Genomic DNA, 13,693 nt, shown 5'->3' on the forward strand with positions numbered 1-13,693 from the left:
GGCACGACTCGTCAGGGAGTGACTCCGGCACGACTCGTCAGGGAGTGACGATGTCGAACGCGGGGTCGGGCCGGTCCAGCACCGACGTCAGTGATTCGAGCGCGGCTGCGTCGCCGGTGATCTGCAAGCCGGGCGAGTCGACGTCACCCCCGAGCAGGCTGATCAGCCGAAGCTTGCTGTCCAGGCGCAGGGTGGCGTGGGCGGTGGCCTCGTCGGCGGCTACCTTGCGGTAGACCAGCACGCCGTTGCGCAGCGTGAGCCGGTAGTTGTCCTGACCGCCGAAGGTGACGTCGATCGCGAGGTCCAGGTCCCAGGCGCGGGGGCCGTTGACGCTGATCGCCAGCACGTCGAACATCTGCTCGGGGGTCAGCTGTCCCATCATCGACGGTGACGCCGCCTGCGTCGGGGTGCCGAAGTTTCCGTCGCGCAGTTCGGTGGCCCCGGCCAGGAAGAAGTTGCGCCAGGTCGCGGTCTCGGAACCGTAGGCCAACTGCTCCAGGGTGTCCGCGTACAGCTGCCGCGCTGCGCCGTGATTCTCGTCGGTGAACACGGCGTGATCGAGAAGGGTTGCCGCCCAACGGAAATCTCCCTCGTCGAACGCGCTCTGTGCGAGTTCGACGACGCGCTCGAGGCCACCCATCGCCGCCACGTAGCGCGGCCCGATCGCTTCGGGTGGGTGCGGCCACAGCCGCGCCGGGTTGCCGTCGAACCAGCCCATGTAGCGCTGGTAGACGGCCTTGACGTTGTGGCTGACCGAGCCGTAGTAGCCATGGGCGTGCCAGGCCCGCTCCAGCGCCGGCGGCATCGCGAACGTCTCGGCGATCTCGATGCCGGTGTAGCCCTGGTTGAGCTGGCGCAGCGTCTGGTCGTGCAGGTAGGCGTACAGATCTCGTTGCAGCGACAGGAATTCCACGATCTGTTCCTTGCCCCACGTCGGCCAGTGATGCGAGGCGAACACCACGTCGGCCCGATCGGCGAACGTGTCGATCGCTTCGGTGAGGTACCCGGCCCAGCCGTGCGGATCGCGTACCAGCGCGCCGCGCAGCGTCAGCAGGTTGTGCAGGTTGTGGGTGGCGTTCTCGGCCATGCACAACGCGCGGAACCGCGGAAAGTAGAAGTGCATCTCGGCCGGCGCCTCGGTTCCCGGGGCCATCTGGAACTCGATCTCGACACCGTCGACGGTGTGCTTCTCGCCGGTTTCGCGGATGTCGAGGGTCGGCACGATGATCGCCACCTCGCCGGTCGACGGGGTCTGTCCGAGCCCGCAGCCCACCTGACCCTGCGGCCCGCGGGCCAGCGCCGCGCCGTACATGTAGCCGGCGCGGCGCGCCATCGCGGTACCGGCGTAGACGTTCTCCTGCACCGCATGCTCGGTGAAGCCTTCCGGGGCGATCACGGCGACCTTCCCGGCGTCGACGTCCTCCTGTGAGGTGACCCCGAGGACGCCGCCGAAGTGGTCGACGTGGCTGTGGGTGTAGATGACTGCTCTGACCTCCCGGTCCCCGCGATGCTGCCGGTAGAGCGCCAGCGCCGCGGCGGCGACCTCGGTGGACACCAACGGGTCGATCACGATGACGCCGGTGTCACCCTCGATGACCGTCATGTTCGACAGGTCGAAGCCGCGGATCTGGTAGATCCCCGGCACCACCTCGTAGAGTCCCTGCTTGGCCACCAGGGTCGACTGCCGCCACAGGCTCGGGTGCACGCTGGTCGGCGCATCGCCGGTCAGGAACGCGTAGACGTCGTTGTCCCAGACCACGCGTCCGTCGGCGGCGGTGATGACGCAGGGGTCCTGCTTGGCGATGAACCCACGGTCGGCATCGGCGAAATCCCGGGTGTCGTCGAACGGCAGTGCGTTCAGGTGTTCGCGGTGGGCAGCCTCGATCGTCGCCGTGGGCGGCTTGTTCTCCATGTCTGCCAAGATAGCCACGCCGAGCCCGTCCGCGGTGGTTGACTGACGCAATGGATGTACGTCGAGTGGTCACCGGGCACGATGCGTCCGGCAAGTCTGTGTTCGTCAGCGACGAAGCCGTCGCCCCGCGGAATCCGGTGCTGCTGCCCGGATCCGAGTTCACGATGCTGTGGGGCGGGGATGAAACGCCGCAGTTCCCCGATGACGGCTCGATGCCCAACTGGCACACCTACTTTCCGCCGGTGGGCGGGTTCCGGTTCTCGGTGTTCACGTTGCCGCCCGGGACCGCGGAGGCCAGGACGGACGACCTCACCACCGAAGAGGCGATCGCCGACGGCGAGCAGAAGCTGCCGGGGCTGCTGGGTTACATGGAACTCGACGACCCCGGCATGCACACCACGGACACGATCGACTTCGAGGTGGTGCTGGAGGGCACCGTGATCCTCGAACTCGACGACGGAGCCGAGGTGACGCTGAACCCGGGTGACACCGTGGTGCAGAACGGCACCCGGCACCGGTGGCGCAACCCTGGCGACGTGCCCGCCCGCCTCGCGCTGTTCGTCTGCGGCGCGCACCACGCCAAGGTCGACCGCGGCTGAATCAGCCGCTCTGCCCGGCCAGCCAGCGTTCAGCGCGCCGCTTGGACGCCCGGCCCAGCCACGCATCCTGGATCAGTTCACGCAGTTCGGTCAGCCCGATCTCACCGAGCCTGCTCTGCCGGATCAGCACCGACGGATGCCCGTCGAAGTGGCTGGTGGTGAAGAACGGCGACGCGGGGTCCTGGGTCAGTGCGAGCTTGTCGGCCTCGGACTCGACCCAGATGACGATGACATCGGCGTAGCGCTCGCCGGTGTCCGGATCGACCGCATCGGACCGAGGCGTGCGGAAGAACACGAACGACTTGCCGCCCACCTGATAGACGGCGTTGCCCGCCTTCGATCCCTCGATCCTGCTCACGTGCGGCATGCCCGCCGCGATCTCATGGACGTCGGCGACCGTGGCCGGCCGGTCAGCCATGCCGAGGCAACTGGTGCAGCTCGACGTCCGTCAGCGACGTCCCCCGCACCACAGCGGTCATGTAGGTGCAGTGCGGCTGGCGTCGCCGGTCGGTCGGCGAGCCCGGATTGAGCAGCCGCAAACCGGTTTTGGTGGTCGTGTCCCACGGGATGTGGCTGTGCCCGAACACCAGGACATCGGTGCCTGGATAGGCGCGCGCCATGCGCGCTTCCCGGCCCGTCGCCGCTCCGGTCTCGTGCACCACGGTGAACCGCAACCCGCCGAGGATCACATCGGCGCGCTCAGGCAGCCGGCGACGCAACTCGGCGCCGTCGTTGTTACCCCAGCACGCCACCAACCTCTTGGCGCGGGATTCCAGTTGGTCGAGCAGATCCGGTTCGACCCAGTCCCCGGCGTGGATGACCACGTCGGCAGCGTCGACGGCGTCCCAGACCTGCTCCGGCAGATCCTTGGCGCGCTTGGGCAGGTGCGTGTCGGCGATCAGCAGAAGGCGCACCACCCCAACTTAACGGCGGGGCCGCCAGTCCGGCGGCGGGTCCTCACCGACCCGGCCGTCGACCGCCTCACGCAACAGATCGGCGTGGCCGGTGTGGCGGCCGTATTCCTCGATCAGATCGCATACCAGCCGGCGCAGACTCGCATGCTCGCCGGCGTCGTTGCTCACCGCGACCAACTGGTCCAGGCCGCCCCGCTGCAGCGCGGCGGCGAACCGCGTCCGGGAACGTTCGACCGCGTCGTCGTAGAGGGTGTAGAGCTGCTCGGGCGTGTCGCCGGCCGCCGAGGTGAACTCCCAGTCCTCGGTGCCGTCGAACAGCGATTCCCACGGCTCACCGACCGGGTCACCGGTCAGCTTCTGGGTGGTGATGAAGTCCTCGTTGATGGCCATGTGTTTGATCAGGCCGCCCAGCGTCAGGGCAGACGCGCCGATGCGGACGGACAAGCCGGCCGCATCGAGCCCGTCGGTCTTCCACTGAAACGTCATGCGCAGGCGATCGAGCGCGCCGAGAAGATGCTCGGCCTCAGTACCCGCCAGCGGCGGTTCCCAGGGAGGATCGGCCATGAGACCGAACTTAGAGCGCGCCCGAAGGGATTCGAACCCCTAACCTTCTGATCCGTAGTCAGATGCTCTATCCGTTGAGCTACGGGCGCTTGTGGTGGTGCATGTTCAGTTGTATGACGCCGGCGAGCCGGCAATCTCACCGCGGAGGCGAGAGGATTTGAACCTCCGGTCCACTTTGAGGTGGACAACTCATTAGCAGTGAGCCCCATTCGGCCGCTCTGGCACGCCTCCTGACGTTTACCGCCGAGCCAAGAGCGTACACAGGCCCTGCCACGGGAAGCAAAGCAGATGCGGGCGGGCCATAAACTGGTCGGGTGTCCGCCCGCCTGCGTCCCGAGCTCGCCGATCTGCCCGCCTACGCCCCGGGCCGGACGGTACCCGGCGCCATCAAGATCGCCAGCAACGAAACGGTGCACGGCCCGCTGCCCAGCGTGCGGGCGGCCATCGCCACCGCGGTCGACAACCTCAACCGCTACCCCGACAACGGCTACGTCGAGCTCAAGGAGCGCCTCGCCAAGCACGTCAACTTCGCCCCTGAGCACATCTCGGTGGGGTGCGGCTCGGTCAGCCTGTGTCAGCAGTTGATCCAGATCACCTCGACCGTCGGCGACGAGGTGCTCTTCGGCTGGCGCAGCTTCGAGATCTATCCGCTGCAGGTCCGCACCGCCGGCGCCACCCCGGTGCAGATACCGCTGACCGACCACACCTTCGACCTGGACGCGATGCTCGCCGCGATCACCGACCGCACCCGGCTGATCTTCGTGTGCAACCCGAACAACCCGACCAGCACCGTCGTCGACCCCGACGCGCTGGCCCGCTTCGTGGCCGCGGTGCCGCCGCACATCCTGGTGGTGCTGGACGAGGCCTATGTCGAATACATCCGCGACGACCTGGTACCCGACAGCTTCGGCCTGGTGCGCGCGCACAGCAACGTCGTGGTGCTGCGGACGTTCTCCAAGGCGTATGGCCTGGCCGGCCTGCGCATCGGTTATGCGGTCGCCGACCCGGACATCGTCACCGCGCTGTCCAAGGTGTACGTGCCGTTCACCGCCACCAGCGTGTCGCAGGCCGCCGCGATCGCCTGCCTGGACGCCGCCGACGAACTGCTGGCCCGCACCGACGCCGTCGTCGCCGAACGCGCCCGGGTCAGCACCGCGCTGCACGACGCCGGCTACGACCTGCCCGCTTCGCAGGCCAACTTCGTGTGGCTGCCGCTGGTGGGCCGCGCCCAGCAGTTCGCCGCCGACGCCGCCAACAGCCGCATCATCGTGCGCCCCTACGGTGAGGACGGCGTGCGGGTCACCGTCGCCTCCCCCGACGAGAACGACACCTTCCTCGAGTTCGCCCGAACATGGACAGGATCCCGATGACCGCCACGCAGACCGCCCGCGAGACGTTCGACGCCCTCACCGCGCGCACCGACACCCTGACCGACGCGGAGCTCGACGAGTTCTGGGCCACGCTGGCCCCGGCGACGATCGACTTCATGATCGGCGAGTGGAAGGGCGGCGAGTTCCACACCGGGCACAAGGCCAACGGCTTCATGAAGAAGCTGAACTGGTTCGGCAAGACATTCCACTCGGCCGCCGACGCCAAGCCGCTGGTCTGTCTCGACGCCGATGGGACCACGTTCTCCAACACCGAAGCCATGAACGGCGAGGCCAGCCTGTGGATGGAGGAGTTCCGCGGCGAGCTGGTCGCCTCGATGGTGTACGACGGCAAACCGGTGCACGACCATTTCAAGGTCATCGACGACAACGCCGTGATCGGGATCATGAACGGCAAAGGCGCCCTGGACACCAGCTCCGGCACGCCTCGCCACCTGTACTTCTATCTCGAGCGGGTGTAGCCGCCTATCGTGGCCAGCGTGAAGACGCACCTGCGGGTGGCGGCGACAGCTCTGATCGGGTTGGCGATCGTCCTCGGCCTGACCACGGCCTGCCAGCGCACCACCGAGGGCACGGTCGCGCAGACCACCGAGCCGGGCCCGCCGCTGCCGTCGGCGCCGACGACCACCAGCGGTCGACCGGGCATCCCCGGGCTGCCCGAGATCCCGGGGATCCCGATCCCCGACATCCCGCTGCCGACGCGCAACACCAACGTCCCGGAAGTACCGGCCCCGCCCAACGCCACGACGATGACGTGCGGCGAGTACAACGACCTCGACGAGGCCACCCGGGTGGCCGTGGTGCGCGAGATCCTGGCTCAGGAGAACAACCCGCTGGGACCCGACGGCGAGTTCGTCGGCCAGATCCTGGCCGACGCGGCCTGCCAGTTCCTGCCCGGCGCCCGTGTCAGCGAGATCCTGATGGGCGGCTGATCAGGCCCACTGGCTAGCCTCTTGTCCATGAGCAGCACCTATGAAGCACTGACCGTCGACGTCGCCGATCACATCGCCCAGGTGACGCTGATCGGACCGGGCAAGGGCAACGCGATGGGCCCGGCGTTCTGGGCCGAGCTTCCGGTGGTCTTCGCCGACCTCGACGCCGACCCGGACGTCCGCGCGATCGTGCTGACCGGGTCGGGCAAGAACTTCACCTACGGGCTGGACCTGGCCGCGATGGGCGGCACGCTTGCCGGGGTCATGGGTGGCGACGGGGCCACCGCCAAGCCGCGCGCCGATTTCCACAAACACCTCAAGTCGATGCAGCAGTCGATCACCGCCGTCGCGGACTGCCGCACCCCCACCATCGCCGCGGTGCACGGCTGGTGCATCGGCGGCGGAGTGGACCTGATCTCGGCGGTCGACATCCGCTACGCCAGCGCCGACGCGAAGTTCTCGGTGCGCGAGGTCAAGCTCGCGATCGTCGCCGACGTCGGGACGCTGGCACGCCTGCCGATGATCCTCAACGACGGCCACATGCGGGAACTGGCGTTGACGGGCAAGGACATCGACGCCGCACGCGCCGAGAAGATCGGGCTGGTCAACGACGTCTACACCGATGCCGAGGCAACCCTGGCGGCCGCGCGCGCCACCGCCGCCGAGATCGCCGCGAACCCGCCGCTGACCGTGCAGGGGATCAAGGACGTACTCGACGAACAGCGCACCGACGCGGTCGCGGCGAGCCTGCGTTACGTCGCGGCGTGGAACTCGGCGTTCCTGCCGTCGAAGGATCTCACCGAGGGCATCACCGCGATGTTCGAGAAGCGCCCGCCCGACTTCACCGGCGAGTAGCCCGGCGCCCGGCCGTCTCGGGCAGCGCGGCCACACAGGCGAAACTGAGCAACGCCAGCGCACCCATCATCGCGGCGACGGCGGTGCTGCCTGCCGCATTCAGTAATGCCGGGGACAGCACCGGCGGCAACGCACCACCCACGATGGCGCCGATGGTGTGCGACAACGCGGCGGCGGTGTAGCGGTAGCGGGCGGCGAAGAGCTCCGGCAGGAAAGCTGCCATCGGGCCCATGCAGGCGCCGATGAGCGCGTAGGTGGCCACCATCGCCACCCCGAACACCACGGGGTCGCGGGTCTCGATCAGCGGGAACACCGCGACCGACCAGGGCACCGCGAGCGCGACGGCCCACGACGTGACGCGCTTGCGGCCCCACGTGTCGCTCGAGATCGCCGAGGCGGCCGCGAACGCGATCGCGAAGAAGCCGCCGAGCACACTGACCGTGAGCACCAGATTCGTCGAGTACCCCAGATGGTCGGCGGCGTAGTGGGTGAAGAACGTCCCGGCCTGGAACACCAACATGGGTGCGCAGATCGCAGCTCCGCCGGCAAGCAGCACCCGTGCGCCCTGCCGCCGCATCAATACGCCGATCGGGGTGCCGGGCAGCGCCTTGCGATCGTCGGCGCCGCCGGCCGCCGTCGGCTCGCTGACCGTCAGCCGGATGTACAGCGCGATGGCGATCAGGACCGCGCTGAGCAGGAACGGGATCCGCCAACCCCATTGCAGGAACGCTTCGCTGCTGTCCGCGAACGCGGTGTGCACCACCAGGAACACGAGGTTGGACAGCACCAGCGCGGTGCCGAGGCCCAGCTGGGTGAACATGCCGTAGAAGCCGCGGCGCCCCTCGGGGGCGTGCTCGGCGCTCAGCAGCACCGCACCGGCCCACTCCCCGCCCACCGCGAAGCCCTGGATCAGCCGCAGACCGATCAGCGCCAGCGGGGCGGCGATCCCGATGCTGGCGGTGCCGGGCAGCAGGCCGACACCCACGGTGGCGACGCCCATCAACAGCAACGTGACGACCAGCGTCTGCGTGCGGCCGACGCGGTCACCGAAGTGGCCGAAGACCGCCGCGCCGACCGGGCGAGCCAGGAACGCCGAGGCGAATGCGCCCAGTGAGGCGGTCACCGCCATCACGTGCCCGAGCTCGGGGAAGAACACCGTCGGAAACACCAGAGCCGCGGCGGTGCCGTAGATGAAGAAGTCGTAGAACTCGATCGCCGAACCGACATAGCTGGCAGTGGCCACTCTGCGCATCTGCGACCGGGCACCGGAGGCCGCGACGATGGGTGTCATGGGCTCGATCCTCCGCGCAGCCCAGCGATTCCGGCACCGTTCGATCGGTGGACTGGGTGGTGGAATCGGGTGTAGTCCGATCGGAGGACATCGCTGACGATCACTGTCAGCAACAATCTCCTTGTTCGCTCGGACAGCGCCGATGCGGACACTCCGAGCCGATCCGGTGCCGGGCACACGTTGTGGGGGGACATCGCCATGGGGCGGCACAGCCAGTCGTATCGTCAACGCCAGCAGGCTCTTCACCATCGAAGCGCGCCTTCGCCCGCCACGGTCGTGCACGTCGGCCGGATCGGGCTGCTGGCGGTCGCGCTGGGGATCGGGTTCGCCGCCTACAGCGGCACCGCCGTTGCCGAAGCTGAGGTGACATCCAGCAACGCAGGCGGCGCCGCTGCCGCCGAGGGATCGCCCCAGCCGGACAGCCACGCCACCGCCACGACGGAGCAGGACACCGAGGGCAGGGAAACGGATGCCGAGGGCGAGGACGAGGACCGCGGCGACTTCGCGGGAGGTGACGGCGATCTCGACGACGCGGTGAATGACGACATCGAGGATGCTGATCTCGAACTCGACGAGCGCGACGCCGCACAATCGGTCGACACACAATCGGTCGACACGGACCAGGCCGGCACGGACCAGGTCGAGGTCGAGACCGTCGCCGCGGTGCCGGACCCGCCGGCGGGATCCGGTGACTATTCGCCCGCGTCGCTGACGCGGGCACCGCTGACGTCCGGCCGATCCTCGACCGTCGACACGGTGACCACGGCTGCGCTGCCCGACCCTGACGACCAGGCAGCCACGGAGTACGGCGACATCGGCAAGTGGATGTTGGAGCGTAACGGCGACATCGCCGACTACGGCGGCCTGCCCTACGACGGCAAGACCGTGTTGGAGCCGGTCAACGTCATCTTCGTCGACCAGACGTCGCGGTCGGCACTCGAAGCCACGTGGCGACTCAGCGCGGCCATGCGCCGTGCCGGCTTCCCGCCACGGTTCTTCCACAGCACCGGTTTTCGCGGTCTCATCGACGATGTGCGGTATCGGCAGCGGCCGGGCGGACTGCTCCTGGGTTACTCCGACGACTTCTTCCTGCTACCCAACAATCACGGTCGGATCTTCGGCCCCGACCCCGTCGAGACCAGTAGCGGCTACGTGTGGAGCGGCGCGTTCAGCACCGAGGAGTTCACCTTCTACCAGGGCCTGCCGCGCCATGGATACGTGTCGTCCAACGAGGCCAGGGACGCCCTGGCTGCCGACTTCGTCGCCAGCGGACGCGGCAGCCTGGGCGGGATGGTGTCGCTGGACAACATCTACGACACCGACGGTTTCACCACCGGGAACCACGACGGCTACGCCGTGGTGATCGTGCTCGCCGCCCCAGGCGCGGCCACGACGGTGGCGGTGCTCGCCGACCGGGGGTCGAGCGACGCCGGACGGTGCGAGGCGGCACCGCCGGCTGCGACCGCAGGGTGCCCGGCGGCCACCGTGGCGACCGCACCGGGATTCTGAATCCGACCCGGCGACATCGTTGCGTCGATGGGTTCCACCAGAGCGGTGGCGGAGGGATTTGAACCCCCGGACGGTGTTAGCCGTCTCTCGCTTTCAAGGCGAGTGCATTAGGCCGCTCTGCCACGCCACCGCGGGTCAGTCTAGACGCGCCCGATCTTGGCGGACGCCGGCCCGGTCTTCAGACCGGCGCTGATGCGTCGGCAGTTCTCGCCCATCGCGGTGACCTGAGGCCGGGACAACCGGTCCAGGAAATGGGCGCGCACCGCCGCACCGTAGGTCTGCAGCGCCTCGCCGAGCGCCTGGCGCCCGTCGGGGGTGATGGTGGCCAGCACCCCGCGTCCGTCCTCGGGGCTGGCCCCGCGCACGACCAGACCCTGCCGTTCCAATCGGTGAATTTGCCGGGTTACCCGGCTCGGCAGCGACATCAACGCCTCGGCGACGTCGCCCATCCGGGCGGCCCCGGTCGGCGACTTCGCCAACAGATCCAGCAGCCTGACGTCGTTGAGCGTCAGACCGTGGTCGTCGACCAGCGACCGGTTCATCGTCGCGTACAACCTCAGCGCGGCGTCCAGAAAGTTCTGCCACGCCTTTTGCTCAGCAATGTCCAATCCAGGCGTATCGCTCGCAGTACGCCCCCCAATGATCCCCTCCATCGTCTAATAGTAGGACTGCGTGGCCGCGGCAGGAGGCCGAACCAGCGGCGCGTTCGCGCAGCGTAGTAGCGTTTTGAGAATGCTCGCGATCGTGGCCGAGTCTGCCGAACGACTCACCTGGCAATCCGTTCCCGACGTGACACCCGCTGCGGATGAGGTCCTCATTCGCGTCGCCGCGGCCGGGGTCAACCGCGCCGACCTCCTCCAGGCCGCGGGCAAGTATCCCCCGCCGCCCGGCGCCAGCGACATCATCGGGCTGGAAGTGTCCGGCACGATCGAAGCGCTCGGTGACGGCGTCACGCAGTGGAGCGCAGGGCAACCCTGCTGCGCTTTGCTGGCAGGCGGCGGTTACGCGGAGTTCGTCGCCGTTCCGGCGGCCCAGGTCCTGCCGATTCCGGCGGGAGTGGACCCAGCGCACGCCGCGGGTTTGCCGGAGGTCGCCTGCACGGTGTGGTCGAATCTGGTGATGACCGCCGGCCTGCGGGCCGGTCAGCTGCTACTCGTCCACGGCGGCGCCAGCGGCATCGGCACCCATGCCATCCAGGTCGCCCGCGCGTTGAACTGCCGGGTCGCCGTCACCGCGGGGTCGCGCAACAAACTCGACCTGTGCGCCGAACTGGGCGCCGAGATCACCATCGACTATCACAATGACGATTTCGTCGAGATCATCCGCGACGCCGGCGGCGCCGACGTCATCCTCGACATCATGGGCGCGCCCTACCTCGACCGCAACGTCGACGCCCTCGGCAACGACGGTCGCCTCGTCATCATCGGTATGCAGGGCGGGGTGAAAGCCGAGCTGAACATCGGCAAGCTGCTGGCCAAGCGGGCCGGGGTGATCGCCACCGCGCTGCGTTCCCGGCCGGTCGACGGGCCGTCGGGCAAAGCCGCGATCGTCACCCGCGTCCACGACGACGTCTGGCCGATGCTCGCCGACGGACTGGTGCGCCCCTGCATCGGCGCCGAGTTCCCGATCGCGCAGGCCCAGGCCGCCCACGAATTGCTCGCTTCCGGCGACGTCGCAGGCAAAATCATTCTGCGCGTAGGCGATTGACTCCTGCTCAGCCCAGCGAGGCCAACGCCCGCACCAGCTGGTCCACCTCGGCGGTGGTGCTGTAATGCGCCAGCCCGACGGTGACCGCGCCGCCGATGTCGTTGACCCCGATGAGGTCGAGAACCCGCGAACTCATGTTGGGGATGGCCAGGATGCCGTTGTCGGCGAGCCGTTGCACGACCCGCTCGGCCGGCACGTTGCTGATCGCGAAACTCAGCACCGGAATCCGTTCCTCCGGGCTGCCGATCACCATGACCGTCGGCAACGACCGCAGCGACACCAGCAGATAGTCGAACAGTCCGCTCAGATAGGTGCCGGCCGACTGCATCGACACCGCGAGCCGCTCCCGGCGGGTGCCCTGGGCCGAATCTTCCAGCCCGGCAAGGTATTCCACACTGGCGACGACCCCGGCGAGCAGGCCGAACTGGTGTGAGCCCAGCTCGAGGCGGGCCGGGCCGGTGGCATACGGATTCAGCGACACCGAGCCGAACGTGTCGATCGCGGCGGGGTCGCGGAAGACCAGCGCGCCGATCGGCGGACCACCCCAGGCCAACGCATTGACGGCCACCACGTCGGCGTCGATCTCGTTGATGTCGATCAGCCGGTACGGCGCTGCGGCCGAGTGGTCGACGACCACCATGCCCCCGACCTCGTGCACCAGTTTGGTGACTTCGCGCAGCTCGGTGACCGTGCCCAAAGTCGCAGAGGCAGAAGTGATTGCCACCAGCCGCGTCGGGCGCGTGACCAGTGCCTCCCACTGCCACGTCGGCAGTTCCCCGGTCTCGATGTCGACCTCGGCCCACTTGACCTTCGCGCCGAACCGGTTGGCCGCCCGCAGCCACGGCGCGATGTTCGCTTCGTCGTCCAAGCGGGTCACCACGAGCTCGTAGCCCAACCCGACGCGCGCAGACGCGGCGTCGGCCAGGGACGTCAGCATCACCGCCCGATCGGCCCCGAGCACCACCCCGGCCGGGTCGGCGTTGACCAGATCGGCCACCGCCTGGCGCGCGGCGGTCAGGACAGCGGCGCTGCGGCGAGCGGCGGGGTGCGGGCCGACCGGAGCGGGCCGGGAACCACGAAATGCCGTCGACACGGCACGGCTGACGGTGTCCGGCAGCAGCATGCCGTTCTGCGGGTCCATGTGCACCCACCCATCGCCCAGCGACGGGTGCAATCCACGCACCCGGGCGACGTCATAAGCCATGCCTGTCCACCTTAACGAGTCGAGGAACTCCCCCGAACCGCCCGGAACCGGACAGGCTGGCGGATGCTCGACCATTTCTCGCTGCCCGCTCCGCACCCGGATCGGGTCATCTGCGCAGCCATACTAGTGCAGGGACCTGCCGGGGCCGAGGGCTACTGACACCGACGTTGCTGGCAGCGCCGGAGGCTATCGACTACGGTGTCAGACCCGGTAGCTGGGGCCGCCGTGAGAAGATCGATGCCGACGCGGCGGACCCAGCCCGCGGTAGAACGGCGATGGTGGGGCACCCTAGGAGCATGACGAGCAACTCCGACGACGACGACAACATCGAGATCATCGGCGGTGATCCGGCGGGAGCGGCCGATGAGCGCGGCGCCGACGGCAAGGCGCTGACCGACCTGGTCGAGCAGCCCGCCAAGGTGATGCGGATCGGCACCATGATCAAGCAGCTCCTCGAAGAGGTGCGCGCGGCTCCGTTGGACGAAGCCAGCCGCGGCCGGTTGCGCGACATCCACCGCACCAGCATCTCCGAACTCGAGGACGGGCTGGCTCCCGAACTGCGTGACGAGCTGGAGCGGCTGACGCTGCCGTTCACCGAGGACGGCGTCCCCTCCGACGCCGAGCTGCGCATCGCCCAGGCCCAGCTGGTCGGGTGGCTCGAGGGCCTCTTCCATGGAATCCAGACCGCGCTGTTCGCCCAGCAGATGGCGGCCCGCCAACAGTTGGAGCAGATGCGGCAGGGCGCGCTGCCTCCCGGCGTGAGCGTGCCGGGGCAGCGTGGCGGGCCGGGACACCCCGGCACCGGTCAGTACCTGTGA

Annotated in this window: 15 protein-coding genes and 3 tRNA genes; 8 read left to right on the plus strand and 10 right to left on the minus strand. The window is 68.6% G+C overall.

All coding sequences use genetic code 11. The annotated features are described in order from the left end of the window. Positions 1–37 precede the first annotated feature (37 nt). Positions 38–1,912: an alkyl/aryl-sulfatase gene (locus J3476_RS04140; protein WP_207065271.1), complete on the minus strand. Its 1,875-nt coding sequence runs from the start codon at positions 1,910–1,912 to the stop codon at positions 38–40. Between the two features lie 50 nt (positions 1,913–1,962). On the opposite strand from J3476_RS04140, the gene J3476_RS04145 reads away from it, so the two are divergent. After that, the gene (locus J3476_RS04145; RefSeq protein ID WP_207065272.1) at positions 1,963–2,511 is read left to right on the plus strand and encodes a cupin domain-containing protein; all 549 of its coding nucleotides are present in this window, start codon (positions 1,963–1,965) and stop codon (positions 2,509–2,511) included. A gap of 1 nt (position 2,512) precedes the next feature. Here the strand turns inward: J3476_RS04145 and J3476_RS04150 are convergent, their stop codons facing one another. The 5 genes from J3476_RS04150 to J3476_RS04170 form a co-directional block, all read right to left on the minus strand. Continuing rightward, a complete protein-coding gene (locus tag J3476_RS04150; RefSeq protein ID WP_207065273.1) occupies positions 2,513–2,929 on the minus strand; it encodes an MmcQ/YjbR family DNA-binding protein in 417 nt (138 codons plus the stop codon). Next, a complete protein-coding gene (locus tag J3476_RS04155) occupies positions 2,922–3,425 on the minus strand; it encodes a metallophosphoesterase (RefSeq protein WP_207065274.1) in 504 nt (167 codons plus the stop codon). The genes J3476_RS04150 and J3476_RS04155 overlap by 8 nt, the downstream gene beginning before the upstream one ends. 9 nt (positions 3,426–3,434) lie before the next feature. Further along, complete coding sequence (locus J3476_RS04160; RefSeq protein WP_207065275.1) at positions 3,435–3,989, minus strand: DUF664 domain-containing protein; 555 nt, start codon at positions 3,987–3,989, stop codon at positions 3,435–3,437. 16 nt (positions 3,990–4,005) lie between these two features. Continuing rightward, positions 4,006–4,078, minus strand: a tRNA-Arg gene (locus J3476_RS04165). Between the two features lie 53 nt (positions 4,079–4,131). Further along, positions 4,132–4,220: transfer RNA gene (locus J3476_RS04170), tRNA-Ser, on the minus strand. A gap of 83 nt (positions 4,221–4,303) precedes the next feature. On the opposite strand from J3476_RS04170, the gene hisC reads away from it, so the two are divergent. The 4 genes from hisC to J3476_RS04190 are packed head-to-tail and all read left to right on the plus strand — an operon-like array spanning position 4,304 to position 7,164. Then, on the plus strand, positions 4,304–5,359 hold the full coding sequence (gene hisC, locus J3476_RS04175; RefSeq protein WP_207065276.1) for a histidinol-phosphate transaminase: 1,056 nt from the start codon (positions 4,304–4,306) through the stop codon (positions 5,357–5,359). Further along, positions 5,356–5,838: a DUF4334 domain-containing protein gene (locus J3476_RS04180; RefSeq protein ID WP_207065277.1), complete on the plus strand. Its 483-nt coding sequence runs from the start codon at positions 5,356–5,358 to the stop codon at positions 5,836–5,838. Before hisC ends, J3476_RS04180 begins: the two co-directional genes overlap by 4 nt. A gap of 18 nt (positions 5,839–5,856) precedes the next feature. Next, positions 5,857–6,309 (plus strand): hypothetical protein, encoded by a 453-nt coding sequence (locus J3476_RS04185; RefSeq protein ID WP_207065278.1) that lies wholly within the window; start codon positions 5,857–5,859, stop codon positions 6,307–6,309. A 27-nt stretch (positions 6,310–6,336) separates the two neighbouring features. Next, entirely contained in the window at positions 6,337–7,164 is an 828-nt protein-coding gene (locus J3476_RS04190) for a crotonase/enoyl-CoA hydratase family protein (protein WP_207065279.1), read from the plus strand. Here the strand turns inward: J3476_RS04190 and J3476_RS04195 are convergent. Further along, the gene (locus J3476_RS04195; protein ID WP_207065322.1) at positions 7,151–8,416 is read right to left on the minus strand and encodes an MFS transporter; all 1,266 of its coding nucleotides are present in this window, start codon (positions 8,414–8,416) and stop codon (positions 7,151–7,153) included. The genes J3476_RS04190 and J3476_RS04195 overlap by 14 nt on opposite strands. A gap of 237 nt (positions 8,417–8,653) precedes the next feature. Between J3476_RS04195 and J3476_RS04200 the strand changes: the two genes are divergently transcribed. Next, positions 8,654–9,964: a hypothetical protein gene (locus tag J3476_RS04200; protein ID WP_207065280.1), complete on the plus strand. Its 1,311-nt coding sequence runs from the start codon at positions 8,654–8,656 to the stop codon at positions 9,962–9,964. 43 nt (positions 9,965–10,007) lie between these two features. Here J3476_RS04200 and J3476_RS04205 read toward each other — a convergent pair. Continuing rightward, positions 10,008–10,094, minus strand: a tRNA-Ser gene (locus J3476_RS04205). Positions 10,095–10,104: 10 nt separating this feature from the next. After that, entirely contained in the window at positions 10,105–10,617 is a 513-nt protein-coding gene (locus J3476_RS04210; RefSeq protein ID WP_207065281.1) for a MarR family winged helix-turn-helix transcriptional regulator, read from the minus strand. Positions 10,618–10,696: 79 nt separating this feature from the next. On the opposite strand from J3476_RS04210, the gene J3476_RS04215 reads away from it, so the two are divergent. Further along, complete coding sequence (locus J3476_RS04215; protein ID WP_207065282.1) at positions 10,697–11,671, plus strand: NAD(P)H-quinone oxidoreductase; 975 nt, start codon at positions 10,697–10,699, stop codon at positions 11,669–11,671. Positions 11,672–11,678: 7 nt separating this feature from the next. On the opposite strand, the gene J3476_RS04220 is transcribed toward J3476_RS04215, so the two are convergent. Beyond that, positions 11,679–12,875, minus strand: coding sequence for a cysteine desulfurase-like protein (locus tag J3476_RS04220; RefSeq protein ID WP_207065283.1), 1,197 nt, complete (start codon positions 12,873–12,875; stop codon positions 11,679–11,681). Positions 12,876–13,171: 296 nt separating this feature from the next. Here J3476_RS04220 and J3476_RS04225 point away from each other — a divergent pair, with 296 nt between their 5' ends. Next, positions 13,172–13,693 carry a bacterial proteasome activator family protein gene (locus tag J3476_RS04225; RefSeq protein ID WP_207065284.1) on the plus strand — a complete coding sequence of 174 codons (522 nt, stop codon included), beginning with the start codon at positions 13,172–13,174 and terminating at the stop codon, positions 13,691–13,693.

The sequence above is a fragment of the Mycobacterium sp. PO1 genome (assembly GCF_017312405.1).
Taxonomy (GTDB): Bacteria; Actinomycetota; Actinomycetes; order Mycobacteriales; family Mycobacteriaceae; genus Mycobacterium.

Excerpts from the sequence above, each read along its gene's own strand:
- J3476_RS04140 (WP_207065271.1), bottom strand. The coding sequence starts at position 1,912 with ATGGAGAACAAGCCGCCCACGGCGACGATCGAGGCTGCCCACCGCGAA.
- J3476_RS04145 (WP_207065272.1), top strand. The coding sequence starts at position 1,963 with ATGGATGTACGTCGAGTGGTCACCGGGCACGATGCGTCCGGCAAGTCT.
- J3476_RS04150 (WP_207065273.1), bottom strand. The coding sequence starts at position 2,929 with ATGGCTGACCGGCCGGCCACGGTCGCCGACGTCCATGAGATCGCGGCG.
- J3476_RS04160 (WP_207065275.1), bottom strand. The coding sequence starts at position 3,989 with ATGGCCGATCCTCCCTGGGAACCGCCGCTGGCGGGTACTGAGGCCGAG.
- J3476_RS04180 (WP_207065277.1), top strand. The coding sequence starts at position 5,356 with ATGACCGCCACGCAGACCGCCCGCGAGACGTTCGACGCCCTCACCGCG.
- J3476_RS04190 (WP_207065279.1), top strand. The coding sequence starts at position 6,337 with ATGAGCAGCACCTATGAAGCACTGACCGTCGACGTCGCCGATCACATC.
- J3476_RS04195 (WP_207065322.1), bottom strand. The coding sequence starts at position 8,416 with ATGCGCAGAGTGGCCACTGCCAGCTATGTCGGTTCGGCGATCGAGTTC.
- J3476_RS04200 (WP_207065280.1), top strand. The coding sequence starts at position 8,654 with ATGGGGCGGCACAGCCAGTCGTATCGTCAACGCCAGCAGGCTCTTCAC.
- J3476_RS04210 (WP_207065281.1), bottom strand. The coding sequence starts at position 10,617 with ATGGAGGGGATCATTGGGGGGCGTACTGCGAGCGATACGCCTGGATTG.
- J3476_RS04215 (WP_207065282.1), top strand. The coding sequence starts at position 10,697 with ATGCTCGCGATCGTGGCCGAGTCTGCCGAACGACTCACCTGGCAATCC.
- J3476_RS04220 (WP_207065283.1), bottom strand. The coding sequence starts at position 12,875 with ATGGCTTATGACGTCGCCCGGGTGCGTGGATTGCACCCGTCGCTGGGC.
- J3476_RS04225 (WP_207065284.1), top strand. The coding sequence starts at position 13,172 with ATGACGAGCAACTCCGACGACGACGACAACATCGAGATCATCGGCGGT.